This window comes from Solimonas soli DSM 21787, from assembly GCF_000474945.1.
Lineage (GTDB): Bacteria > Pseudomonadota > Gammaproteobacteria > Nevskiales > Nevskiaceae > Solimonas > Solimonas soli.
Window position 1 is genome coordinate 155,708 of sequence record NZ_KI440837.1, and the last position, 25,266, is coordinate 180,973.

Annotated in this window: 16 protein-coding genes; 7 read left to right on the forward strand and 9 right to left on the reverse strand. The window is 70.7% G+C overall.

The window, feature by feature from the left end:
• Positions 1 to 237 precede the first annotated feature (237 nt).
• From K344_RS0115385 to K344_RS0115395, 3 genes are all read right to left on the reverse strand, one after another.
• A complete protein-coding gene (locus K344_RS0115385) occupies positions 238 to 2,307 on the reverse strand; it encodes a transglycosylase domain-containing protein (RefSeq protein WP_051362289.1) in 2,070 nt (689 codons plus the stop codon).
• A gap of 219 nt (positions 2,308 to 2,526) precedes the next feature.
• Entirely contained in the window at positions 2,527 to 8,217 is a 5,691-nt protein-coding gene (locus K344_RS22030) for an alpha-2-macroglobulin family protein (RefSeq protein ID WP_051362290.1), read from the reverse strand.
• Complete coding sequence (locus K344_RS0115395) at positions 8,189 to 8,680, reverse strand: hypothetical protein (RefSeq protein ID WP_028081414.1); 492 nt, start codon at positions 8,678 to 8,680, stop codon at positions 8,189 to 8,191. Before K344_RS0115395 ends, K344_RS22030 begins: the two co-directional genes overlap by 29 nt.
• A 68-nt stretch (positions 8,681 to 8,748) precedes the next feature.
• Here K344_RS0115395 and K344_RS0115400 point away from each other — a divergent pair, with 68 nt between their 5' ends.
• The gene (locus K344_RS0115400) at positions 8,749 to 9,873 is read left to right on the forward strand and encodes a ZIP family metal transporter (protein ID WP_157622991.1); all 1,125 of its coding nucleotides are present in this window, start codon (positions 8,749 to 8,751) and stop codon (positions 9,871 to 9,873) included.
• 38 nt (positions 9,874 to 9,911) lie between these two features.
• Positions 9,912 to 10,139: a hypothetical protein gene (locus K344_RS0115405; protein ID WP_028081416.1), complete on the forward strand. Its 228-nt coding sequence runs from the start codon at positions 9,912 to 9,914 to the stop codon at positions 10,137 to 10,139.
• A 326-nt stretch (positions 10,140 to 10,465) separates the two neighbouring features.
• On the opposite strand, the gene K344_RS0115410 is transcribed toward K344_RS0115405, so the two are convergent.
• Genes K344_RS0115410 through K344_RS0115420 form a run of 3 tightly spaced genes read right to left on the reverse strand, consistent with a single transcriptional unit; the run spans position 10,466 to position 13,722 of the window.
• Complete coding sequence (locus tag K344_RS0115410) at positions 10,466 to 11,830, reverse strand: class II 3-deoxy-7-phosphoheptulonate synthase (protein ID WP_436278833.1); 1,365 nt, start codon at positions 11,828 to 11,830, stop codon at positions 10,466 to 10,468.
• A 48-nt stretch (positions 11,831 to 11,878) separates the two neighbouring features.
• On the reverse strand, positions 11,879 to 12,694 hold the full coding sequence (locus K344_RS0115415) for a DODA-type extradiol aromatic ring-opening family dioxygenase (protein ID WP_028081418.1): 816 nt from the start codon (positions 12,692 to 12,694) through the stop codon (positions 11,879 to 11,881).
• A complete protein-coding gene (locus K344_RS0115420) occupies positions 12,691 to 13,722 on the reverse strand; it encodes an Lnb N-terminal periplasmic domain-containing protein (protein ID WP_028081419.1) in 1,032 nt (343 codons plus the stop codon). Before K344_RS0115420 ends, K344_RS0115415 begins: the two co-directional genes overlap by 4 nt.
• A gap of 153 nt (positions 13,723 to 13,875) precedes the next feature.
• On the opposite strand from K344_RS0115420, the gene mutS reads away from it, so the two are divergent.
• The 5 genes from mutS (at position 13,876) to K344_RS0115445 (ending at position 21,108) form a co-directional block, all read left to right on the forward strand.
• Positions 13,876 to 16,476, forward strand: a complete 2,601-nt coding sequence (gene mutS / locus K344_RS0115425) for a DNA mismatch repair protein MutS (RefSeq protein ID WP_028081420.1) — start codon at positions 13,876 to 13,878, stop codon at positions 16,474 to 16,476.
• An 81-nt stretch (positions 16,477 to 16,557) separates the two neighbouring features.
• Positions 16,558 to 17,046 carry a MarR family winged helix-turn-helix transcriptional regulator gene (locus K344_RS22035; RefSeq protein ID WP_051362291.1) on the forward strand — a complete coding sequence of 163 codons (489 nt, stop codon included), beginning with the start codon at positions 16,558 to 16,560 and terminating at the stop codon, positions 17,044 to 17,046.
• A gap of 28 nt (positions 17,047 to 17,074) precedes the next feature.
• Positions 17,075 to 18,385 carry a TolC family protein gene (locus K344_RS0115435; protein ID WP_028081421.1) on the forward strand — a complete coding sequence of 437 codons (1,311 nt, stop codon included), beginning with the start codon at positions 17,075 to 17,077 and terminating at the stop codon, positions 18,383 to 18,385.
• A 49-nt stretch (positions 18,386 to 18,434) separates the two neighbouring features.
• Complete coding sequence (locus K344_RS0115440; RefSeq protein WP_051362292.1) at positions 18,435 to 19,535, forward strand: HlyD family secretion protein; 1,101 nt, start codon at positions 18,435 to 18,437, stop codon at positions 19,533 to 19,535.
• Position 19,536: 1 nt separating this feature from the next.
• Positions 19,537 to 21,108 (forward strand): DHA2 family efflux MFS transporter permease subunit, encoded by a 1,572-nt coding sequence (locus K344_RS0115445; protein WP_028081423.1) that lies wholly within the window; start codon positions 19,537 to 19,539, stop codon positions 21,106 to 21,108.
• A gap of 274 nt (positions 21,109 to 21,382) precedes the next feature.
• Here the strand turns inward: K344_RS0115445 and K344_RS0115450 are convergent, their stop codons facing one another.
• From K344_RS0115450 to K344_RS0115460, 3 genes are all read right to left on the reverse strand, one after another.
• Complete coding sequence (locus K344_RS0115450) at positions 21,383 to 23,143, reverse strand: DUF885 domain-containing protein (RefSeq protein WP_051362293.1); 1,761 nt, start codon at positions 23,141 to 23,143, stop codon at positions 21,383 to 21,385.
• Positions 23,144 to 23,244: 101 nt separating this feature from the next.
• Positions 23,245 to 23,736 (reverse strand): DUF2505 domain-containing protein, encoded by a 492-nt coding sequence (locus tag K344_RS0115455; RefSeq protein WP_028081425.1) that lies wholly within the window; start codon positions 23,734 to 23,736, stop codon positions 23,245 to 23,247.
• A gap of 71 nt (positions 23,737 to 23,807) precedes the next feature.
• Positions 23,808 to 25,163 (reverse strand): DUF1329 domain-containing protein, encoded by a 1,356-nt coding sequence (locus K344_RS0115460; protein WP_028081426.1) that lies wholly within the window; start codon positions 25,161 to 25,163, stop codon positions 23,808 to 23,810.
• Between the last annotated feature and the right edge of the window lie 103 nt (positions 25,164 to 25,266).

Consider the following 25,266-nt stretch of genomic DNA (forward strand, 5'->3'; position numbering starts at 1 on the left):
ACGACCACATCGCGCAGCGGTAAAACGGGTGCGGTGCGTTCGGTCTGTTTGTCCACGAGATCTCCTGGTTGATGTCCGGCATTATGCCGGCTCGCCAAATAAGCGATGTGGCTCTGATGCGGCCATCGTCGCAAGAATCAAGCCGCGCATCGGGTCACGCACAGACATCTGTCACGGCATCAACGACTTGGCGACCGTCCGGAGCAACCCGGACCTGCCGCCGCGGGCACTGTGGACTCAGCGTACCGTGAAGCGCGCGACGCCGCTTGCATGCTCCGCGCCGTCGCCGCCGCGCACCAGCGCCCGCAACACGTGCGCGCCGCCGCGCAGCGGCCAGTCGTAGTACGGCCCGCGCGTCTCGGCGACGACCTGGCCGTCCAGTTCCCAGCGCACCACCGCGACGGGCTCGCGCCACGCCAGCTCGAAGCGAAACGCCTGCAGCGCCTCGGGTATGCGCGGATCGCGCGCCAACAGGAGACCATCGAAAGGCTGTGCGAGTTCGGGCACGGCGGGCGCCTCGTCGTCGTCGGCGGCGGCCGGCGCGGCGTCGCCGGCGGCGGCGACGCGCTGCGCGCGCAGCGCCGCGTCGGCCGGCAGCCGCGCCAGCAGCGAGCGCGTCAGCAGCGCCGGCCCGCGCGCGCCGGTCACGCCTTCCGTCGCCCGCCCGGACAGATTGCCGATCCACACGCCGACCAGCCAGCGGCCGTTGTAGGCGACCGTCCAGGCGTCGCGGTAATCACTCGAGGTGCCGGTCTTCACGGCGGTGGCGACCGGGAAGCGCAGCACGCCGCCTTCGCCGAATTCGAGCAGGCGCGCCGAGGCATCGGACAGGATGCCGCTCACGGCGCGCGCCGCCTCGCGGCTGTAGGCGGCGCGCGGCGGCGGACGCGGCGCCGATTCGTCGAGCACCGTCAGCGGCTGCCAGAGACCGTCGCGCGCCAGCGCCGTGTAGGCCTGCACCAGCTCGTACAAGGTCAGCGCGCCATTGCCGAGCGCGAGACCGTCGCCGTAGACGTCCGGATGCTCGCGCAGGCTGTCGACGCCGAGCGCGCGCAGCCGCGCCAGGAACGGCGCCTGGCCGACGAACTGCAGCGCCTTCACCGCCGGGATGTTCAGTGAATTGCCGAGCGCTTCGGCGAGCGTGACGCTGCCGTAGTGCACGCGGCTGTAGTTGCGGTACTCGTGCAGACCGCCGTTGATGCGTTCGCGCAATTCGGCGTCGTCGATCGTCGTATCCGCGCGCCAGCCGCGTTCGAGCGCCATCGCGTACAGCAGCGGCTTCAAGGTCGAGCCCGGCTGGCGCGGCGTCTGCACCGGATCGATGCCGATCACGTCGGGATGCAGGCGATCGGCGGTCGCATAGGCGCGCACGCGATTGCCGTCGAGGTCGACGACGAGGACCGCGCCCTGCGCCGCGCCTTCGCGCGCCAGATCGCGCAGGCGTTCGCGCAGGAAGGCTTCGGCGGCGGCCTGCAGCTCGCCGTCGAGCGTGGTGCGCAGGCGCATCGCGCCGGGCCGCGTGCGCGCCGCCGCGCGCGCCGCCCAGGCGACGAAGTGCGCGGCCTGCAGCGCCGGCCGTGCGCGGGCCAGCGGCGGCGCGGCCTGCGGCCCCGCCGCATGCCATTGGCCGCGCGCCGTCATGGCCTGCGCCAGCGTCTGCATGCGCGCCTGCAGCGCCGGCGGATCGTTGGCGAGACGGGTCGGCGCGCGCACCAGCACCGCGAGCGCGAGCATCTCGTCCGGCGACAGCGTGTCGAGGCTGCGGTCGAAGTAGTACGCCGCCGCCTGCGCGACGCCGCGCCGATTGGCGCCGTAAGGCACCTGGTTCAGATAGAACTCGAGGATGTCGGCCTTGGCGAACCGCGCCTCGAGGCGCAGCGCCTCGAAGCCTTCGACCCAGCGCGACCAGAGATTGCGCGGCCGCGGATGCAGGATGCGCACGACCTGCTCGCTGATCGTGCTCGCGCCGCGCACGGCGCGGCCGCTGCGCAGATTGGTCCACAGCGCGGAAAGGCGTGCGCGCCAGTCGATGCCGTGATGCGTCCAGAAACGGCGGTCCTCGGCGGCGACGATCGCCGCGCGCAAGGTCGCCGGCACCGCCGACAGCGGCACGCGCTCGTGCAGGTTCCAGCCGCCGTCGTAGGCGAGTCGCAGCGGTCGGCCGTCGCGGTCGAGGATCTCGGCGCTGCGCGCCGCTTCGGCGTCGAGGCGCAGGGTGTCGGGCAGGTCGCGCTGGGCGACGAGCGTGGCGAAGATCAGCAGCAGTCCTGCCGCGCCCGTGAATGCGAGACAGGCGCGGCCTGCCAAAGCAGTGCGGCGACACATCCGGAGCGGCGGCCGATCGGGCTTCATGATTCCTGGAGGCCGTGGCGCGAAACCTCGACGCCCACCTCCCCTAGGCCCTCCCCCGCAAGCAGGCGGAGGGGAACGCACAGGACCGACGGCTTGGCAGCCCTCTCCGCCCCTGCGAGGCGGGCGCAGAGGGCTGGACGAGGCGGGGCGCCACGCTCCCTGCACGCGTTCGCTTCATGGTCCGGCCCCGATCCGGAACCGCGCCGCCATGCCGTTGCCAAACACGTCCGGGTCGTACATGCGCTCGACGTGCGTCTCGATCGCCGCGAACTCGCCGGTCGCGACGGCCTGGCCGATCCACGCCAGCTGGTAGCGGCCCTCCGTGACCTCGTCGGCGTAGAAACGCACGGCGTCGAAGCGCAGCTCGCGGTGATAGAAGGGATACGGGTACGCCGGGCTCGCCTCGGCCATCGCCTCGGCGCCGATACCGGATGCCGTCGCCAGATCGGGGTTCAGCGGCTCGAAGCCGGCCGGCACCGGATCGTCGACGACCAGATACGTCGCCCAGGCCGGCACGTCGACGACGAGCTCGGCCTTGATCAGCTCGCCGCGTTTCACCGCCAGCACCTCGCCTTCGAGCGGCTGCCATTGGCCCTGGCGCTGCACGCTGTACTTGCGCACGACCGACAACCCCGCCGACCGCGGCGCCGCGGGTGGCGGCGTCGCATAGCGCAGCATCGTCGTCACGTAGGCGCGTCCCTGCCCTTCGCCGCTGACTTTCAGCGGCGCGGCGGTCGCGGCCTTCACGTCGAGCGGCTTGACGAGGCTCGCCGAACGGCCGGCGGCGAGCTGCACGCTGCCGAGCGCGAGCTCGCCCAGGACGGCGCTCGCCTTCATCTGCAGCGGCGTGGCCTCGTAGCGATCGGCATACTCGATCAGCGCGCGCGTGCACCAGACGTTCTCCTGGGTGTCTTCCCAGTACGTGCGCGTGCCGCGCGCCTGCGCGATCGTGCGCGTCAGCTTCATCGGCAGCTCGGCCTCGCTGTCGTTCGCCGCGCCGCGCGCCAGCAGCGCCGACAGCGCCGCGCAGTTCGAGCGCAAGGGTGAGCCGAGCAGCCAGGCGTAGACCGTGGTGTCGCTGTCGTCGTCGAGCGCCAGCGTGCCGGCCGACTGCTGGCCGCGCGCGAGGATGCGCGCGACCGCCGCCTGCAGCGCGTCGTCGCCGCCTTTCGTGCGCGCCGCGGCCTGCGCATAGAGCGCTTCGCCGAACAGACCCATGCGCGGCAGCTGCGGCAGGTAGCGATGCAGTTCGTCGCCGCTCAGCTCGCCGCGCTGCGCGAGCGCGGCGAGCGCGATCGCACGCACCTGGCCGCGCATCTCGGCGCTGTCGTAGCCGCTGGCCTTGATGTCTTCGCGCAGCAGGCGCTGCAGATAGGCGTCGAGCTTGTCCCAGACCTCGCGCGGCGGCGCGTAGCCGAGCTGCTGCAGCCAGCCGAAGGCGAGCGCGGTGTAGGCCGACAGATACGGACTCGCGCGCTCGTCCTCGGGCACGAAGAAGGCCATGCCGCCGCCCGGCGCCTGGAAGGCGGCGGCATTGTCGAGCGTCGCCTGCGTCAGCGTCGCCGCCTCGGACCACTCCGGCGGCGCGGCGAGACGATCGCGCAGCTTGAGGAAGTGCGCCGCCATCACGCCCTTGGTCAGGCGCTGCTCCCAGCACAGGTACGGGTATTCGGCCATGTAGCGGAAAGCACCGTCGAGATTGCCGATCACCGTGCTCGCGAAGTTCAGCTGCAACTCGGCGCGCGGCGCGTCGGCCGGTGGCTTCAGGGGAATCGTCAGCGGCGCATCGGCGGTCAGCGGGGAGAAGTCGGCCGCGGTCACCGTCATCGGCCGCTCGTGCACCGGCACGTCGAGCTGCAGCGCGTCGCCGCGGTCGCCCTCGCCGGCGCGTGCGACGAAATGCACCTTGCCGCCGCCATCGATCGTCAGCGGCACGGCGACGTTGCGGCGCTCGAAGGGCTGCAGCTCGATGGTCTGCGCCAGCGTGCCGCGCGCCGCGCCGCTCGCCTCGATGCTGAGCGCCAGCGTGCGCGCCTTCTGCTCGCGGTTCATCACCGTGAATTCGGCGTCGACGCGATCGCCGCGCGTCAGCTGGTTCGGCAGCGCCGGGCGCAGCTCGGTCGGCTTGTTGACCGCCACCGAGCCCTGGCCCAGACCCATGCGGTCGGATGGCGTGACCGCCAGCGCCAGCACGCGCCAGCCGGTGAGATTGTCCGGCGCGGTGAAGGTGAAGCTGGCGCGGCCCTGCGCATCGGCGGGCAGCGCCGGATTCCAGTACGCGACGAACTTCTCGACCGAGCGCAGCGACAGATCGGCGCCGCCGTCGCCGCCGGGGCTCGCGCCCTTCTTCTCGAACTTCTGCCGGCCGACCAGGCGCGTCAGCAGGCTGTAGTTGGTCAGGTCCAGCGGATCGAGGCGGGTGAAGCCTTTGAGCGGATCGAAGTAGCCGGCGCCGCCCTGGATCAGGTCGAACACTGCCTCGTCGAGCACGGCGACGGCGAACTCGACCGGCTCGCCGCTGGCGTGGCGCGGCGTCGCCTGGAGCGCGACCTGCACGCTGTCGCGCGGCCGCAGCTCCGGCTTCGCCGGCGTCACCCGCACCTGCAGCTCGCGATACGGATCTTCGACGCTCAGCGTCGCGTAGCCCATGCGGAACGTCGGCTTGCCGAGATCGACATGGTCCTTGACCGGCGCCGCGACGCGCGGCGACATGACGACGACCGACACGTAGGCGCCCGGCAGATAGTCGGGTTTGATCGGGATGTCGATCACCGGCGTCGCCGTCGCCAGCGTCTCGGTGCGCCGCTCGATCACGCCGTAGCGCTCGACCGTGATCAGCGCGGTCGCGCCGGGGAACGGGTTCTTGACGAACAGCTTGGCGGTATCGCCGACCTTGTACGTCGCCTTGTCGATGCGCACGTCGAGCGAATAGTCCGGCGTGTCCTCCCAGAGCACGGCGTTGGCGCCTTGCGCGTAGATCCAGGTGCTCGATTCGTGCAGACGGCCTTTCGTGTCCTGCGTCATGGCTATCGCGCGCAGCTCGCCGCCGGCGTCCGGCGTGAACGTGCAGACGTCGCCCTCCGCGCTCGAACGACCCTTGCAGGTCGCGATGCGCTGCCATTGCTGGATGTAGCGCGTGATGTAGGCGTTGCCGGCGCCCTTCACGCGCGCGCCCTTGGTGATCTTGCGTTCGATCTTCACGTAATACGGCACGCCGGCGAGCGGCTTGCCGTCGCGATCGACGACCAGCGTGTCGACCGTCGCCGGCTTGCCGGCCTGCGCCCAGCCCTGCTGATCGATGCCGATGTAGCGGTCGCGGCCGTAGTACGGCACGCGCGCCGCGCCGACGATCGAGCGGCCACGATCGTCCTGCACCGTGCCTTCGAGCACCAGCTCGCCGTACAGCACCGGCGCGTCGCCGAGCTTGAACGCCGAACTCCATTCGCCCTTGGCGTCGAGCTGCGCCTGCGCGTCGAGCAGCGGCGCCGCCTCGCGGCCGCCGCTCTGCCAGGTGTCGAAGCGATAGCGGCGCGCCAGCGGATCGGCCGGCTCGAAGCCGCGCGACTGCAGGCGCGCGTCGAGCCGCGCCGGCGCGTCGGCGAACGGACCGCCGCCGTGCAGGGTCGCGCGCAAGGCGGCGACCGGCGCGTCGCCGGGCGCGGCGCTCTTGGCGCGCCACTCGGCGGCGACGCGGAACGGCGCCGGCACGAAATCGGAGACCAGCACGCGCATCGGTTCGAGCGTGAGGTCCTTGGCGTAGGCCGGCACCAGCTCGAAGCGGTACCAGCCGACCGCCGCGCTGGCGGCCAGCTTCAGCTCGCCGGCCAGCGCGCCGAAGGCCGACAGTGCCAGGCCCTCGCGTTCCTGCACGACGGTGCCGGTCGGATCGACGATGCGCAGCGTGTAGGCGCTGGCCGGCGCCGGCTTCAGGCCGCGCTCGGCGTCATCGCGCACGTAGAACTTGTACTGGATGGTGTCGCCGGCGCGGTACACGCCCTGCGCGGTCGTGCCCCAGGCGCGCAGGTGGCCGTGCCGCGCGCGGCGCCATTCCGAGACCTGCTCGCGCGAGGCGCGCCAGGTATCGACCTGGAATTCGCTCGCCAGCGGCAGCAGGGCGACATCGCTGCCGCGCGACACGCGCAGCATCAGCGGCTGATGCGCATCGCCGGTCGTCGACAGGTACTGCAGCCGCAGCGCAGGGTCGAGCTCGCCGCCGCCGGGCAGCAGCGCCAGACCCTCGCGATCCGTGCGGCCGCTCGCCTTCACCGCGCCGTCCCAGCCGTCGACGACCGCGACATCGGCGTCGGCGACGCCCTTGCCCTCGGCCATCGCCGTCACCCACACGAGCAGGTTGCTGTTGCCGTACTTGGCGTGCACCTGCCAGGGCGTCACCTCGGCGAAGAACGGCAGCGGTCTGGCCGTGGTCGACGGCGTGCTGCCGAGCTCGCCGCGCAGCGCGCCGCTGCCCGCGGCGAGCAGCTCGCGAATGCCGAGCGGCATCGCGAACGCGAGATTGCGCGGACCGCCGGCCGGCACGCTCTTGTCGACGTCGTCGCGCTGCGCCGCCGTCATGCGCTGCGCCTTCAGCTGCAGGCGCTCGAGATTGGTGACGACGACCGGCACCTCGGAATCGACGCCGCTCTCCAGCACCGCGGGACTGTGCTCGAACACCAGGCGCGGCGTGCGCGCCCCGGTGCGGAAACCGAGCCGCGACTCGCGGTCGAAGGTGCGGCCGAAGCGGTCCTTCAGCGTCGCCGCCAGGCTCAGCGCGTACTCGGTTTCCGCGGCGAGCGTGTACGGCAGGCGGACGTCGTAGGTCGTATCGCCGTGATGGTCGCCGCTGAAGCGGTGCGCGGCCGCGGGCGACGCACCGTCCTCGCCCTCGGCTTCGTCGCCGGCGCCGGCGTTCGCCCAAGGGTCGTATTGCGGATCGCGGATCGCCGCGCGCGGATCGGGCGCCAGCTTGAGCGCATCGCGCAGCTGCGCGACCGCGACCGGCGCGTTGAAGACGAGCGACACGCCTTCCAGCGGCGCGCAAGGCATGCCGGGCGCGACGAGCTTCGTGGTCTTGCCGTCGCTGCAGCGCAGGCCGATCAGGCGCGGCGCGGCGAAGGTGCGCAGGCTCTCGATGTCGCGCGCCTCGTCGCCGGTCTGCGGACCGAAGGCCGAGCGCAGGCCGGGCCGCACGCGCAGGGCGTAGTCCTGATCGTCGGCGAGCGGCGCGCGCGGCTCGACGCGCCACAGCTGGCGTGCCTCGCCGTCCGGCGTCCAGAACGGCGTGTCGTCGTCGTAGTACTCCGGCAGCGCGCGCACCGCGGCACCGTCGAAGCTCAGCGCGCGCTCGACCGAGGCGGCCGTCACCGGCTGGTTGAACCGCACGCGCACGCCCGGCTGCGTCGGGCCCTGCCATTCGCCGAGGCTGGCGTACTGCACGCGCGGCAGCTCGGTGACGAAGCGCTGCGTGACCGGCGCCGCCAGCGTGCTGCCGTCGATGGCCTTGAACGCGGCGTCGGCCTTGACCTGCACGACGTACTCGGTGGCGCCACGCAGCTTCGCGTCACTGGCGAGATGGCAGGCGAGATTCTCGGTATCGATCCAGCGCCAGTGGCAGCCCGGCTCCGGCGTGATGGTCACCGGCACTTCGGACGGCTCGCGCTCCATGCGGCCGAGCGGCACCACGGCGCGGTCGAAGCTGAGCACGATCTGGTTCTCGGCCGGCACGTCGCGGCCTTCGGGCGTGATGCGCAGCAGCTTCAGTTCGTCGGCCGCGGCGGCGGTCGCCGCGAGCAGCGAGGCCGCGGCCAGCCCGCGCGCGAAGCCCTGCAGGCGCCGGCGCTCAGAGCGTTGCGACTTTGATGCGGGCATAGATCGCTCCCTGGTCGCCGCCGACGAGACGCACCTCGCGGTAGCCCGCGAGGTCGCGCCAGATGTTCTCGTGTTCGTTCACCTCGTCCGGATCACGCACCGGCAGGCCGAGCGCGGCAAGCGTCTGCGGCAGCAGCGGCTGCATGTCACCGCCCATGGTCACGGTGATCCAGTCGGCCTTGCCGGCGATGTAAGTGATCTCGGCGCGCGCGTAGCGGCAGCGCTCGGAGAATTCGCCGGTCTCGCAGCGCTGCGGCTCGCCGAGCAGGTCGCGCACCGCGTTCCGGTCCTTGCCGGCGATGGCCTTGAGATCGACAAGCGTGGCGGTCCCGCCCGCGTCGGCGCCGGCCCGCTCGAACACCGCTTCGTAGTCGAAGCCGTCGTGCTGACGGTGCCAATAGAACCAGCCGCCGGCGATCGCGAGCAGAAGCGCGATCGCCGCCGGCAGCGCGCGTTTTTTCATGATGTGGACTCCCCGGCGACAGCCCGCACTGTAGCAGCCGGACATGACCCCTTGACGAGCATGGAATAATGACCGTGATCGACGTCACCGGACGGGCGACGTCCCTTGCGCCCACAGGCCTCATGCATCTCGCCCTGCTCATTGCCACGCTCGCCGCGCTCGCCTGCGGTCCGCTGCTGTACGCGTATGCGCGCCACCGCCCGGCGCTGCTGACGTTCCTCGACGGTTTTCTTTTCGTCAGCATCTTCGGCCTCGTGCTCCTCGAGGTCGTGCCCGGCACCTTCAGCGCCGGCGGTCCGTGGAGCGTGCCCTTCCTGGTTGCCGGCCTGCTCGGCCCGACGCTGATGGAGCACTGGATCAGCCGCGCGCGCCGCGAGGCGCATCTGGCGGCGCTGGCGCTGGCGATGCTCGGCCTGGTCGTACACAGCCTCGGCGACGGCGTCGCGCTGTCGGCCGGCGGCGGTGAGCATCTCGGCATCGCCCTGCCGCTCGCGGTCGCCGTGCACAGCGTGCCGGTGGGCCTGATGGTGTGGTGGCTGCTGTTCCCGGTGTTCGGCCGCTGGCCGCCGCTCGCCGCCATCGCCGGCATGTGCGCCGGCACCGTCGCCGGCTATGTCTTCGGCGGCACGCTCGGCGCGACCTTCGGCAGCACCGGCTGGGCCTGGTTCCAGGCGCTGGTCGCCGGCTCCATCCTGCACGTCGTGTTCGGCCGCCCGCATCTCGACGGCCAGCACCACGCCAGCGCGCCGCCCTCGCGCTACGAGGGCTGCGGCAATCTCTGCGCGCTGGCCGGCCTGATCGCGCTCACCGCGCTCGAGGACGAGCCGCTGCCGGCGGCCGGCTTCTTCGCGATCGCCGCGCAGCTCGCCCTGCGCGCCGCGCCCTGGCTGCTCGGCGCCTATCTGCTCGCCGCGCTCGCGGCCGCGCGCGGCGACATGCGCCGCGCGCTCAGGCTGTTCGCGATCGACCTCGTCGACCGCAGCGTCGCCCGGGTCCTCGCCCTGCTGCTGGTCGCCGCCTTCGTCATGCCGCCGCTGTGGCCGGCGCTCGCCGTCGCGCCGCCGCCGGATCGGCTGCGGCAGATCGCGCTGGCGGCGCTGCTCGCGCTCTATGCCGCCTCGCTGCTGCGTCGCGGCGGACGCGCATGGATCGCGACCCTGTGGCCACGCAGCGGGCACTCCCACGCGCATTGACGGTCGAAGCGACAGGCCCCGCACGAGGCAGTCGCGGCATGAAGCGCTATCGCAACCGCAACGGTCATTCCGGCGTGCGCGCCTACGAGAGCGGGCCCGGCTACATCAAGGTGCGTTTCGCCAACGGCGACACCTACGTCTACGACGACCGCATTCCCGGCGCGCGCGCGGTGGCGCGGATGCAGGCGCTCGCCGCCGCCGGCCGCGGTCTGAGCACCTACATCGCGCAGCACGTGCGCGAGCGCTACGCGCGCAAGGAATCCTGAGTGCGCCTCGCGCGCGGCGGCCGGCTTGAGCATCCAGCCGGCCTGCGTCCCGTACTGCGGGTAAATCCACTCGCCTTCGCCATTGCGCATTGCGCCGCTCGGCGACACGACCGTCCGCGCCGGCACCACGGCCCGGCGCGCTGGCGAGCGCCGCCGCGTAGGCAGGGTCGACGCGGCAGCGCCGCGACGCGAAACTTCCATGTATTCCCCGGCGATTTCCCGGGCAAAGCCTGGGCGCTGCCGCGCGGCATCGACAGCGGCTGGCTGCTCGAAACGCGAGCCGCGCGTAATCCACCGCACCCATGCCGACGCGACAGCGGCCGGAATCAGCCGGCGACGCGCGCGATCTTGATCGCCAGTTCCAGCGCCTGTTCGTAGTTGAGGCGCGGATCGACCTGCGATTTGTAGGCGCGCTCGAGGTCCTCGTGCGAGAGGTTGCGGGCGCCGCCGGTGCATTCGGTGACGTCCTCGCCGGTCAGCTCCAGGTGCACGCCGCCGAGCTGCGATGCGCAGGCCCGGTGGATCGCGAAGGCCTGCTCGACCTCGGACATGATCTTGTCGAACGGCCGCGTCTTCAGGCCGTTCGGCGTCGAGACGGTATTGCCGTGCATGGGATCGCACATCCACAGCACGGTGTGCCCGGCGCCGCGCACGGCCTCGATGAGCCTCGGCAGGTGATCGCCGATCTTGTCGGCGCCCATGCGGTGGATCAGCGTCAGGCGGCCGGGCTCGTGGTCGGGATTGAGCACGCGGCACAGCTCGAGCACCCAGTCCGTCGTCATCGACGGGCTGACCTTGACGCCCACCGGATTGCGGATGCCGCGGCAGTACTCAACGTGCGCGCCGCCGATCTCGGCGGTGCGCATGCCGATCCACGGAAAATGCGTAGCCAGGTTGTACCAGCCCTCGGAGCGCGGCACCTGGCGCGTCTGCGCCTGCTCGTACCACAGCAGCAGGGCCTCGTGCGAGGTATAGAAGTCGACGCGCGAGAAATCGCCGATCGGCGCGCCGGCCAGCGTCTCCATGAAGCGCACGGAATCGCCGAGCGCGTCGACCCTCTTCTGGTAGTCGGCGGCGAGCGGCGAATGCGCGACCCAGTTCAGGTCCCAGTACTCCGGGTGATGCAGGTCGGCGAAGCCGCCGTCGATCAGGCCGCGCACGAAGTTGATCGTCATCGCCGAGCGCATGTGGCCTTCGAGCAGGCGCTGCGGGTCCGGCACGCGGGCGGCGGCGGTGAATGCCGGCGCGTTGACCAGATCGCCGCGGTAGCTCGGCAGCGTCACGCCGTTCCGGCTCTCCGTGTCCGCCGAGCGCGGCTTGGCGTACTGGCCGGCGAAGCGGCCGATGCGCAGCACGCGCCGGCGCATGCCGTGCACCAGCACCAGCGACATCTGCAGCAGCACCTTGAGGCGGTTGGCGATGACGTCCGAGCGGCAGTCGGCGAAGGATTCGGCGCAGTCGCCGCCCTGCAGCACGAAGGTCTCGCCGCGCTGCGCGGCGGCGATCTGCTGCTTGAGATTGTTGACCTCCCAGGAGGTGACCAGCGGCGGCAGCGTGGCCAGCTGCGCGAGCGTCTCCTGCAGGGCGCCGGCGTCCGGATAGTGCGGCTGCTGCGCGGCCGGCTTCTGCTGCCAGGAATCGGGACGCCAGTTCGGCGCGCCCACGGCACTTTTTGGGGGACTCACGGGGATGCCATCGGTGACGGAAAGCGGCGGATTATACGATCGCCTGCCGGCGGCTCAGTCGAAGCGGTAGCCGGAGATCGTCGTCTCCATCACGCGGTCGCTGAAGATGCGCCGGCCGCGGCCCGCCGGCGCCGCGCCGGCGGCCACCATCAGCGGCAGCAGGTGTTCCTCGGCGCGCGGCGGGTGCGAGAGCCGCGCGGACGGCGCCTGGTCCCAGCGCGCCAGCCGTGCTTCCCGCTCGCCGGGCGCCGCCTCGACCGCGCCGGTCAGCCACGCGTCGAAGGTGTCGGACACCGGGCCGAAGCGCGGATCGCCGTAGGCGCGCATGTTGTGGAAGCTCATGCCGCTGCCGACGATCAGCACGCCCTCGTCGCGCAGCGGCGCCAGCGCGCGGCCGGCCGCCAGATGCGCGGCGGCATCGAGATTGTTCAGCAGCGACAGCTGCACGAGCGGCACATCCGCATCCGGCAACACCAGCTTGAGCGGAATGAACACGCCGTGGTCATAGCCGCGCTGCGCGTCGATGTCCGCCGGCAAACCCGCATCCACAATCAACTCACGCGCCCGCGCGGCGAGCGCCGGATCGCCCGGCGCGTCGTAGCGCAGCTGATACGTGTGCTCGGGGAAGCCGTAATAGTCGTAGATCAGCGGCGGCCGCGGGTGGCTGCCGGCGGTGAAGGCCGGCTCCAGCCAGTGTCCCGAAATCAGCAGCACCGCGCGCGGCCGGGCCGGCAGCGTGGCGGCGAGCCCGCGCAGGAAATCCGCCATGCGGTCCCAGATGTGCGGCGGATTCCATTCCATGAAGAAGCACGGCCCGCCGCCGTGCGGGATGAAGAGCGTGGGCTGGCGTACGGACGATGCGGTGTTCATTTCGGTTCGACGGGCGGGGGCGCGACCGACTGTAGCGCGTCGACGCCGGGCACGCCGGCGCGAATGCGCTGCGAGAAGTCGGCCGCCGAGTCGGCGGCGCGCGCGCGTTCGTCGATGCGTCCGGCGCCGCGCAGCTGCGCGGCCGTGTAGCCCGGCGTCAGACCGCCGACCTTATGCAGGTATTCGGGCAGGTAACCGGACAGCAGCAGGCGATAGTCGAGCGGCAGCCCGGCGACGATGTGCCGCATCATCTCGAAGACGATCGTCGTGCAGTTGGCGGTCGCCGTGTTGTACCAGGCCGGCCGCGCGCGCAGCGACTCGGCCTCGGCCAGATACGCGAGGAACAGCGAACGCATCGCCGCCGGCGGCATCGCGACGCGGTAGAGATAGACGTCCTCGCCGCGCACATTGCTGCGCACGCGAATGATGTCGCGTTCATCGGCGGCGATCAGGTTCAGCTCGAAGCGCTTGAAGAAGCCGCCGAGCGCCGAATAGGCCTCGCCCTTTTCCTTGCGGATCTCCACCGAGAAGGTCAGATAGCGGCCGTCGGCGAAGCCGAACGAGACCAGCGTGTGCGAGATCGCCGGCCCCATCCAGTACGAGAGCACGACGTCGACCGAGCGCAGCGCAGACAGCGAGTACTGCCGCGTTTCCCAGCGCACGTCGTAGTCCTCGCGGGTGCGCCAGACAAAATTGCGCACCTTGTGCAGCGTCACGCGGTCGCCGTCCACTTCGCTGTACAGCTGCTCGGCGACGTCGTCGGCCCAGACACGCGCGTTCGACGGACGGATGCCGTGCCACCAGACGAGGATCGCGGCGAACGCGGCCACGTAGAGGAGCAGTGCCGGACCGGCCTGCGCTCGCCACAGCCACAGCAGCACGAGCAAGGCGAACAGGGTCCACGCCGTCACCGCGGCCAGGCGCGCCGTGCCGGGCACCTGGAACCACAGCGCGAGCGCCGCCCACGCGGACGCCAGCAGCAGCAGGAGCGTGAGCAGGACGAGGCCGAGCACGCGCGCCGCCCGCATCACGCCGGTCCGGCGTTGCAGGCGCGTGGCGAACGCGGGGCGCGCCGGCGCCGTCCGATGGCAGTCTTCGTCATGCCGGCATTCTGCCGGATCGCCGCCCGGCCGCCAGCCCTGCGATAATCCCGCCCTGCCCGCTTCCGCCACCCGCTCGCGATGACGTCCACGCCTTTCAGCGCGCACACGCCGCTGATGCAGCAGTACCTGTCGATCAAGGCGCAGCACCCGGACACGCTGGTGCTGTTCCGCATGGGCGATTTCTACGAGCTGTTCTACGACGACGCGCGCAAGGCGCATCGGCTGCTCAACATCACGCTGACCTCGCGCGGCGAATCGGCCGGCCAGCCGGTGGTCATGGCCGGCGTGCCGTACCACTCGTTGGAGCAATATCTCGCGCGGCTGATCAAGGCCGGGGAATCCGTGGTCATCGCCGAGCAGGTCGGTGAAGTCGGCGCGGAGAAGGGGCCGGTCCGGCGCGAGGTGACGCGCATCGTCACGCCGGGCACGGCGACCGACGACGCGCTGCTCGACGCACGCGCGCAGACGCTGCTCGCCGCCGTCGCCGCGGTCGATCAGCAGCACGGCCTGGCCTGGCTCGAACTGTCCTCGGGCCGCTTCAGCGTGCTGCAGACGGCTTCACTCGGCGAGCTGCATGCCGAGCTCTACCGCCTGCAGGCCAGCGAGCTGCTGGCCGCGGACGGCTTCGACGGCGCCTACGACGCCTTCAAGCCGCGCACGCGGCCGGTCTGGCATTTCGACGCGGGCTCCGCCTACCGCCTGCTCATCGAGCAATTCGGCACGCAGGATCTGCGCGGCTTCGGCGCCGAAGGCCTGAACGCGGCGATCGCCGCCGCCGGCGCGCTGCTGCAGTACGTGCAGGAGACGCAGAGATCGCAGCTGCCGCATCTGCGCGGCCTGCGCGTCGAGACGACCGGCGAGGCCCTGATCCTCGACGCGGCGACGCGCCGCAACCTGGAGATCGACCGCGCCCTGTCCGGCCAGCACGAGCACACGCTGCTGCGCGTGGTCGACTCCTGCGTGACGGCGATGGGCGCGCGCGCCCTGCAGCGCTGGCTGACGCGGCCGCTGCGCAGCCACGCCGCGCTCGACGCGCGCTATGACGCGGTCGCCGCGCTCGGCGACGCGCAGCCGCGCGGCAGCGGCGACGAGCGCTTGCGCGCGGCGCTGAAGGATGTCACCGACGTCGAGCGCGTCCTGGCGCGCGTCGCGCTGCGCTCGGCGCGGCCGCGCGATCTCGCCGGCCTGGCCGCCAGCCTCGCCGCGCTGCCCGCGGTCCGCCAGGCCCTGCAGCAGGTCGAGGCCCCGCTGCTGCACGAGCTGATCGGCCGCCTCGGCGAGCATGAAGGGCTCGGCGCGCACCTGCAGGCCGCGCTCGCCGACGAGCTGCCGCTGCTGGCGCGCGAAGGCGGCGTGTTCCGCGCCGGCTTCGATGCCGCGCTCGACGCGCTGCGCCATCTCGCGCAGAACGCCGACGGCTTCCTCGTCGATCTCGAAGCGCGCGAGCGGGCGCGCACCGGCATCGACACGCTCAAGGTCGGCTACAACCGCGTGCACGGCTACTACATCGAGGTCGGCAAGACGCACGCCGCCAGGATTCCCGCCGACTACACGCGTCGCCAGACGCTCACCAACTACGAGCGCTACATCACCGACGAGCTGAAGAAGTTCGAGGACCAGGTGCTGTCGGCGCGCGACCGCGCGCTGGCGCGCGAGAAGGAGCTGTACGAGGCCCTGCTCGATCGCGTCGCCGCCGATCTGCCGGCGCTGCAGCAGATGGCGCAGGCGCTCGCCGAGCTCGACGTGCTGGCCTGCTTCGCCGAACGCGCGCGCGCCTTGCGCTGGTGCCGGCCGCGGCTGGTCGCGCAGCCCTGCCTGTCGATCCGCGGCGGTCGCCATCCGGTGGTCGAGCAGACGCTGCGCGAGCCCTTCGTGCCGAACGACCTGGAACTCTCCGACACGCGCCGCCTGCTGGTCATCACCGGCCCCAACATGGGCGGCAAGTCGACCTACATGCGGCAGACCGCGCTGATCGTGCTGCTCGCGCACGCCGGCTGCTTCGTGCCGGCCGATGCCGCCACGCTCGGCCCGGTCGACCGCATCTTCACGCGCATCGGCGCCGGCGACGACATCGCCTCGGGGCAATCGACCTTCATGGTCGAGATGAGCGAGACCGCCAACATCCTGCACAACGCGACGCGCGAATCGCTGGTGCTGATGGACGAGATCGGCCGCGGCACCTCGACCTACGACGGCCTGTCGCTGGCGCGCGCGGTCGCCGAGTTCCTCGCCACCGAGGTGCAGGCCTTCACGCTGTTCGCCACGCACTACTTCGAGCTGACGGCGCTCGCCGAGCTGCTGCCGGGCATCGCCAACGTGCATCTCGACGCCGCCGAGTACACGGATGCGCAGGGCGAAAAGCTGGTGTTCCTGCACAACGTCAAGGAAGGACCGGCGAACCGCTCGTTCGGCCTGCAGGTCGCGGCGCTGGCCGGCCTGCCGCCGGGCGTGATCCGCGCCGCGCGCGGACATCTGCAGACCCTGGAGAACCGGCCGCCGCAGGATCGCGCCGCGGTCGCGCCGCCGGCCGCGGCCGCCCCGCAGCTGTTGCTGTTCGCGCCGGCCGTGCCGTCGGCGGCGATGAAAATGCTCGACGCGCTCGATCCCGACGAGCTGTCGCCGAAAGCCGCGCTCGACGCGCTCTACCAGCTGAAGAGGACGCGCCGCAAGGAGTTGTGAACGGCGGCCGGCCGGCACCGGGGCTCGGCTCTTGTCGAAAAGCTTAGTGGCAATATAATCAGCGTCGCTGACTTTATTGCCATGGCGACCACCGACCGTCCCGACTTCGCGCAGCTCATCCCGCCGGAATACCGCGGGCATCTGGGCTTTTTGCTCAACAAGGCGCAGCGCGCGCTGGTCGACGAGATCGACACCGCGCTGGGCGACGGCCTGGCGGCCCGGCATTTCGCCATCGTCGGCGTCCTGCACGCCAGGCCCGGCCTGCGCCAGACCGACCTCGCCGGCCTGATCGGCATCGATCGCACCACGACGATGAAGATCGTCGACGAGCTCGAAGGCCGCGGCATGGTGCGGCGCGCGCCGCATGCCGAGGACCGTCGCGCCAACGCGCTGGAGCTGACCGCCGAGGGCCGCGCCTGGCGCGAGCGCGTGCTGCCGCTGCTGATCGAGCAGGAAACGCGCTTCCTCGCGCCGCTGAGCGCCGGCGAACGCACCCTGCTGCAGGAACTGCTCCTGCGACTGGTCGCCGCGTCCTTCGATCGTAAGCACACTGATCATCACCATGAGTGACGACATCATCCGCACCCGACTCCCGCGCATGCGCCTCCTCTTCGGCGCCGCGCTGTTCGCCCTGACGACCGCGGCCGCCGCCCAGGGCGATGCGCCGTCCGCGGCGCTGACGCTGCAGGACGCCGTGCAGCGCGCGCTGCGGCTGGCGCCGCCGCAGCGCGTCGCCGACGAATCGGTCGGCATCGCCGAGGCGCAACGCGATGCGACGCGCGCCAACCTGCTGCCGCAGCTCGGCGTCTCCGCCTCGCAGCTGCGCCAGACGACGAACCCGGTGACCTTCGGCTTCTCCTTCCCCGGCCTGCCCGACGTGATCGGCCCGTTCTCGGTGTTCGACGCGCGCGCCAAGATCTCGCAGAAGCTGCTCGATCTCGCCGCCAGCAGCGAGCTGACCGGCGCCGGCTTCGCGGTGCGCGCCGCCCAGGCGCAGGCGGCGGCGAGCCGCGAGCGCCTTGCCTCGCAGGCGGCGCTCGCCTACATCGAAGTGCTGAACAGCGAGCAGATGCTCGGCAGCGCCAAGGCCGACCTCGCGCTCGCCGACGAGCTGCTGACGCTGTCGCGCGACCAGCGCGGCGCCGGCATCGCCTCCGGCGTCGACGTCGCGCGCGCCGAGACCTCCGTGGCGCAGGACCGTTACGCGGTCTCGGTCGCCGAGGCCAACATCGCCGAGGCGCGCCTGCAGCTGCAGCGCATCGCCGTGCTGCCGATGGACCAGGCGCCGGTGCTGCGCGGCGATCTCGCCAGCGCGCAGGGCGCGCCAGTCGACGTCGCCCAGGCCTTGCAGACGGCGCGGCGCCGGCGCCCCGAACTGGCGGCGATCGAAGCCTCGATCCGCCAGGCCGATGCCGAGCTGGCGGCGGCGAAGCGCAGGCGCCTGCCGACCGTGTCGCTGTTCGCCGATTACGGCATCTCGGCGAACACGCCCGTGCAGAATGCCGAGGACACCTATCGCTACGGCGCCTCGCTCGATCTGCCGATCTACAGCGGCGGCGCGCTCGCCGCGCAGGAGAGCGCGGCGCGCCACCAGCTCGAACAGCAGCGCGCGCAGCTGGAAGACCTGCGCCAGCAGATCGAGCAGGACGTGCGCCTGGCGATGGTCGGCGTCGCCAGCACCGCCGAGCAGATCCGCGCCGCGCAGTCCGCCCGCGATCTCGCCGAGCGCGAGCTGGAGATCGCCCGCGACCGTTTCGCCAGCGGCGTCGCCGACAACACCGACGTGATCACCGCGCAGACCAGCCTGGCGCGAGCCCGCGCGCAGCTGATCGCCGCGCAGGCGGCGCACCAGCGCGCGCGCGTCAATCTCGCCGCGGCGCAGGGCATGGCCAGCGATTTCTCGCTTTGAACAAGAACGCGGCGGACGCCAGCGCGCCCGCCCGCCAAGGAACGACCGCATGAACGACAACATTCCTCCGCCGGCCAACGATGCGCAGAAGCGCTCGCGTCGCAAGCTGCTGATCGCCGTGCTCGGAGCGCTGTTCGTCGTTTCGGCGATCGCGTACTGGATCATGCGCGGCTACGAGTCGACCGACGATGCCTTCATCCAGACCGACATCACGATGATCGCGCCGCGCGTCGGCGGCACCGTGGTCGCCGTGCACGTCGAGGACAACCAGGCGGTGAAAGCCGGCGCGGCGCTGTTCGAGCTCGACCCGGCCGACTACGAAACGCGCGTGCGCCAGGCCGAGGCCAATCTCGCCGCCGCGCAGGCGCAGGCCGACGCCGCGGCGGCCGATCTGACGATCACCGAGACCAGCGCGCCGGCCGCGGTCGCGCAGGCGCAGGCGGCACTGGTCGCGGCACGCGCGCAGGCCGAGCGCGCGCAGGCCGACGCCAGGCGCTACGAGGCGCTGTACGCGAAGGACGAGATCTCGCAGCAGTCGCTCGATCAGGCGCGCACCACGGCGCGCGCGCTGCAGGCTCAGGCCGAACAGGCGGCCGCGCAGCTGAGGTCCGCGCAGACCACGCCGGAGCAGCTCGGCGCCCGGCGCGCGCAGCTCGCCGCCGCGCGCGCCGCGGTGGCGCAGGCACGGGCGGCGCTCGATCAGGCGCAGCTGCAGCTCTCCTACACCAAGGTGACCGCGCCCAGCGACGGCCGCGTCACGCGCAAGAACATACAGCCCGGCTCGCAGCTCGCCGCCGGCTCGCCGGTGCTGGCGCTGGTCGGCAACGCGCCGTGGATCGTCGCCAACTTCAAGGAAACGCAGCTGCGCCACATGCGCGTCGGCCAGCCGGCGACAGTCAGGATCGATGCCTATCCGGGCCGGAAGTTCGCGGCGCGCGTCGACAGCCTGCAGGCCGGCACCGGTTCGGCCTTCAGCCTGCTGCCGCCCGAGAACGCCAGCGGCAATTACGTGAAGGTCGTGCAGCGCGTGCCGGTCAAGCTGGTTTTCGACCCGGCGCCGCCGGCCACGCTGCACCTGGCGCCGGGCATGTCGGTGGTGCCGAAGGTCGACATCCGTGACGACAGCGGCGCCCGGCTCGAGTCGCGCTGAGATGGCGACGGCGGCCGCCAAGGCGAGCGCGGCGCCGGCGAAGGCGCCGTACCTGATCGCCTTCATCTGCGGCATGGCGGCGTTCATGGAGGTGCTCGACACCTCGATCGCCAATGTCTCGCTGGTGCACATCGCCGGCAGCCTGTCGGCGAGCCGCGACGAAGCGACCTGGGTGCTGACCTCGTACCTGGTGTCGAACGCGATCATCCTGCCGATGACCGGCTGGCTCGCCGACACCATCGGCCGCAAGCGCTACTACCTGATCTCGATGGCGCTGTTCACCGGCGCGTCGGTGATGTGCGGCCTCGCCACCTCGCTGCCGATGCTGATCGTGTGCCGCATCCTGCAGGGCGTCGCCGGCGGCGCCCTGCAGCCGGTCTCGCAATCGATCCTCGCCGATTCCTTCCCGCCGGCGCAGCGCGGCATGGCGATGGCGATCTACGGCATGGCCGTCGTCTCCGGCCCGGCGATCGGCCCGACGCTCGGCGGCTGGATCACCGACAACTTCAGCTGGCACTGGATCTTCCTCATCAATGCGCCGGTCGGCCTGCTGCTCATGTCGCTGGCCAGCGCCACGCTGCACGATTCGGCGACGCAGATCGAAGTGCAGCGGCGGCGACGCGAGCGCGGCCTCAACATCGACTATCTCGGCTTCGCGCTCATCACCATCAGCATGGGCTCGCTGCAGATCATGCTCGACAAGGGCCAGCAGGAAGACTGGCTGAGTTCCGATTTCATCGTCGCCTGCCTCGCCGTGTTCGTCGTCTCGACGGTCTTCCTCGTCTATCGCGAGCTGAACCACGAGCATCCGATCGTCAACCTGCGCCTGCTGGCGGTGCCGAACTTCGCGGTCGCCAACCTGATGATCATCGCCATGGGCATCACCCTGCTCGGCTCCACGCTGCTGATGCCGCAGTTCATGCAGACCCTGCTCGGCTATTCGGCGTTCGACGCCGGCCTGGTGATGTCGCCGGCGGCGGTGCTGAGCGTATTGATGATGCCGCTGATGGCGCGTCTGGCGCAGCGCGTCGAGCCGCGCATCCTCTGCACGATCGGCTTCATCGGCATCTCGGCCTCGATGCTCGCGCTGACCACCATCAGCCTCGACATCAGCAACACCCGGCTCGTGCTGCTGCGCATCTTCACCACGGTCGGCCTGTCCTTCATCTTCGTGCCGATCCAGCTGCTCGCCTACATCGGCGTGCCGCAGCACGAATCCGGCAGCGCCAGCGCCATCATCAACCTGATGCGCAACATCGGCGGCGGCATCGGCATCTCGCTGGTGACCACCTATCTCGCGCGCAGCACGCAGACCGAACAGGCGCATCTCGTCGACCGCGTCAGCGTGCTCGATCCGGTCTACCAGAGCAGCGTGCAGACACTGAGCCAGGCGATGGGCAGCGAGCAGCTCGCGCAGGCGTCGATCGCCGCCGAGGTCGCGCAGCACGCCGGCACCCTCGCCTTCATCGACGTCTTCTACTTCCTCGCCATGGTCGCCCTGGCGCTGATCCCGATCATCTGGCTGTCGCGGCGCGCCCGGCCGGGTGCCACGGCACCGGAAGGCGCGCACTGAGGCCGTCTCAGCCGTCGCGCATGCGCCGCACGCAACCTCGAGGCGGCGGCCGGCCTGATCGGGAAAGAGAGCGCGCCGCCATCGCGCGCGTCGACGACGCGATCGCTGCGGAAATTGCGCAAGTCCTCGCGCAGCTCGCACTGGCGCCGAGCGCCCAGACCTCGCCCCGGAAATACAGGCCCAGCGGTGATGGTGTACGCGGCAGGTACGGGAGCGCCAGTGTCGGCCCGGCCCGCTGACACCGTGGCGTCAGCAGGCCGGGCGACGGCGAGGATCAGCCGCGCGCCTTCTCGGCCGGAATGAACTGCTCGGTGACCGCCTGGTCGAGCAGCCTCGGTGGCAGCAGGCCCTGGCCGAGGATGAAATCGTGGAAGCGCTGGCGATCGAACTTGTCGCCGAGCGCGAGTTCGGCCTTGGCGCGGATGCCCATGATCGCCTGGTAGCCGACGAAGTAGGCGGTCGCCTGGCCCGGCGAGCGGAACACGTAGCGGTCGGTTTCCGACTGCGCCATGCCCGGCGACAGGCAGACTTCCTTCTGCAGGAAGGCATTGACCTCGTCCGGCGTGATGCGGCCGAGATTGACCATCGGATCGAGGAAGGCGCGCGCCGCGCGCATGAGGCGCAGCTGCAGGCCGATCAGCTGGCCGTCGAGCGGGAACGTCGGCTTCATCTCGGCTTCGGCGTACAGCGCCCAGCCTTCGACGTTGACGCTGTTGAAGGAGAACACCGCGCGCGCCGTCGACACACCCTTCTCGATCATCGCCGCGAACTGCAGCTCGTGGCCCGGCCGCGCCTCGTGCGCGGTCAGCGTCCAGGCGCCGGCCTCGAAGGTGAAATCGTCGGTCTTCAGGTCGCCGCGCCCGGCCTTGCCCGGCACGTTGAGCGGCAGCACGAACTCGCCGTACTCGCCGGTGTTGCCGATCAGCCGCGGCGGGCTCATGAACGGCGCCGGAATCTGCGCCGATTCGGCCTCGCTGGCGAGACGGATCTTCGCCTCGCGCTGCGGCAGCGTGACGACGTGGCCGGCGCGGATGCTGTCCTCGATCTTCTTCAGCGTGTCGCGGTACAGCGGCAGGATCGCATCGCCCTTCACCTGCTGCTTCTTCAGCTCGCGGATCACGTCGCGGTAGTCGCCGGACTTGTAGCCCTTTTCCCTGGCGACCAGCGGCGCCAGCGCGCGCATCTCGTTCTGGATCTCGACGAAGCTGAGCTGTGCGCGGCGGATCAGCTCGTCCGGCGCCAGATCGGTGACGCCGACCTGCTTGAGATTGTCGGCATAGAGCGCCGGCGGCAGGCGGTGATCGGCGCGGGCGCGCGGCATGATCTCTTTCCGCAGCCAGTCGTTGTAGTCGGACAGCTGCTGGCGCAGCGCCGCCAGCGGCGCTTCGTAGCCAGGCAGGTCGGACTTGGCGAACAGCTCGCCGATGCCGTCGACATAGCGCGCCGCGTCGGACAGATCCTGTTCGACCTCGCCGCGGTACGGGCCGACCAGGCCCTTCACGCCGAAGCGCTCCTTGCTGCGCGCCTTGGCCAGTTCGACCAGCGGCGTGCCGCCGTCGAGACCGGCGTACAGGCGCAGGCGCTTGAGCGCCGCGGCCTGGCGCTCCTTCGGCACGCGCGGATCGAGCAGCGCCTTGATGCCGCTGAAAGTCATCGACGCCACCGCGTAGTACGGCAGCATCAGATCATGGTTCAGGGTGCTGGTGCCGATGCTGTCCTGCGCCGAGGCGATCAGGATGTCGAGATCCTGCAGGACGGCCGCGTCCTTGGTCTTGGCGCGGATCGCCTGCAGCTCGGCGATCGCCTTGCGGGTCGCCGCCGTGCTGCGCTCGTAGATCCTCGGCTGCAGGTCGACGATCCTGTCGTCGAAGCCGTCGACGCCGATCTCGCCGGCGCTCTCCGGATTGAACTCGGCGATGACCTTGAGCAGCACCTCGGCATTGCGGTTGCTTTCGGTGACCCAGGCCGGCGTCTCGGCGCGGGCCATGCCACAGGCGCAGGCCAGCACGGCCAGCGCGGCACAGAGGGTTTTCATCGTCAGGCTCCCTTCGGCGTGTCGGGCGCCGATTATGGCGCCCGGCGCCGGCCACGCCGCAAGCGGGGAAGCTGCCCAGACGGCGGGCGCCGCGGCCGGGCTCAGTAGTCGGCGAGAATCCGCCGCGAGGCGGCCAGATCGGCGTCGGCCTTGGCCTCGATGTCGGCCACCAGCAGCTTCTCGAGCTTGCCGCCGATCAGCGGAATCGTGCAGCGCACGTCCCAGCTCAGCGTGTTGGCGGCGCCGCCCTTGCCGTGCTCGCCGAGCTTCATGTCGGCGGCGACCTTGACCGGCAGGCCGCGCAGATCGACTTCGAGGCGGCCGACGCGCCTGGCGAGATTCCAGCGGTCCTCCTGCACGATGGTGATGTCGCCGGAAATGAATTTCCTGGCGAAGTCCGGCAGCGGCACGCTGGCCGCCGTGGTGTAGCGGATGCGGATGCTGAAATCGTCGCCGGCGAGCCGGTGCTCGAGCACCTCGACGTTCTTGAAGCCCAGCAGCTCGTACTTGCGCTCGAAGTAGCGGCGATCGCCGAACATGCGGATCACCGTCGCCGCGGGCTTCTCGAAAGTCTGCTTCTGTTCGTGTTTCATCGTGGTTCCTGCTGCGCCCAACGCAAAAGGCCGCCGGATCGCTCCGGCGGCCTCGCGCAGCGCCTGAATGATTACTTCGTCGTCATCTTCTGCACCGACGCCGCCGTGAAGTAGTCCGGCTTGAACTGCACCGTCGCGTCGATCGGCTTGTCCTCGTTCCAGGCTGCGGTGATGAAGTAGCGCCCGGCGGTGAAGTGATAGATCACTTCCGGCACCGTCGTCGCCGCGAGCAGGTTGGGGGCGTTGATGATGTGGCCTTCCTGGAACTCGTAGATCTGGTCACGGTTGTCGTAGTCGTCGACCAGCGCGATCGTCCAGCTGTCCTCGTCGATGTAGAAGCGGCGGGTCTTGAAGGTGTGGCTGGTGCCCGGGCGCAGGTTCGCCTCGACCACCCAGACACGGTGCAGCTCGTAGCGCGGCAGATCCTGGTTCAGGTGCTTCGGACGGACCAGATCCTTGTACTTGGTCTTGTTGCCGGCGATGCGGTTGGAGTTGTACGGGATGTAGAACTCCTTCTTGCCGACCAGCTTCCAGTTGTAGCGCTCGAGCACGCCGTTGAACATGTCGACCTGGTCGTAGAACTGGTGACCGTCGGTGCCCTCGTACGGGTTGTCGCAGCAGACCGTCGGCGCGCGGCGGATGCGCTTGAGGCCCGGCGAGTACAGCCAGGCGGCGCGGCCGTCGGCGCCGGTGCCGGTCTTGTCGTGCACGAGGATGAAGGTGCCGGCCAGACGCGGCGGCGCCACCACGCGCGACAGGTACTCGAGGTATTCACCGTTGCCCGAGTTGATCGGCTGCGGATTCTTGATCGACGCGTAGGGGAATTCCACGTCCTCGATGATCTTGGTGAGCTGGTAGTCACCGTTCTGCTGCACGATCATCTGGTTGTTGTAGCGCGTCACCGCTTCGCCGCGCCACTTCAGCTTGTGGTTCCAGATCGGCTCGGCGCCGGTCTTCGGCACCGGGAACGGGAAGCCGGCCTTGCAGTTGTTGAGGACGTCGGTGCCCTGGATTTCGCAGGTCGTCGCGTTCTTGACCGTGGCGTCCTTGATTTCCTTCGGCCAGTCGACCGGGCGGTACGAGCGATACACGTTCATCTTGTAGTCGTCGTACATCGACAGCAGCTTCTTGTGGCCTTCCGACAGCTTGTCGGCGTACTGGGCCATGTTCGCCTTGGTGATGGTGAACAGCGGCTTGTCGTCGTCGACCTTCGGATCGCGCGGCCACTCGTCCTTCAGCTTGCCTTCCTGCGGACGCGGCGTCCACGCCGGGATGGTGCCTTCCTTGTTGCCGTCCTTCTCGGCGCCGATCTGCGTCAGGTTCTTGCCGAGCGCCTCGGCCTCCTGCTGCGTGACCTTGGCGCCGGCCTGCGCTGCAACCAGCGTCAGCAGCAGCGAGGCGGTCGCGAGTGCGTAATGCTTCTTCATGTCGCTCTCCTCTGGGGATGGGTCGCCGATGTCGCCGGCGTTCGTTCTGCAAGCCTACGGGTGCGGCGATGCTATCCAAACCGCCGGTCGCCCACAATTGAAC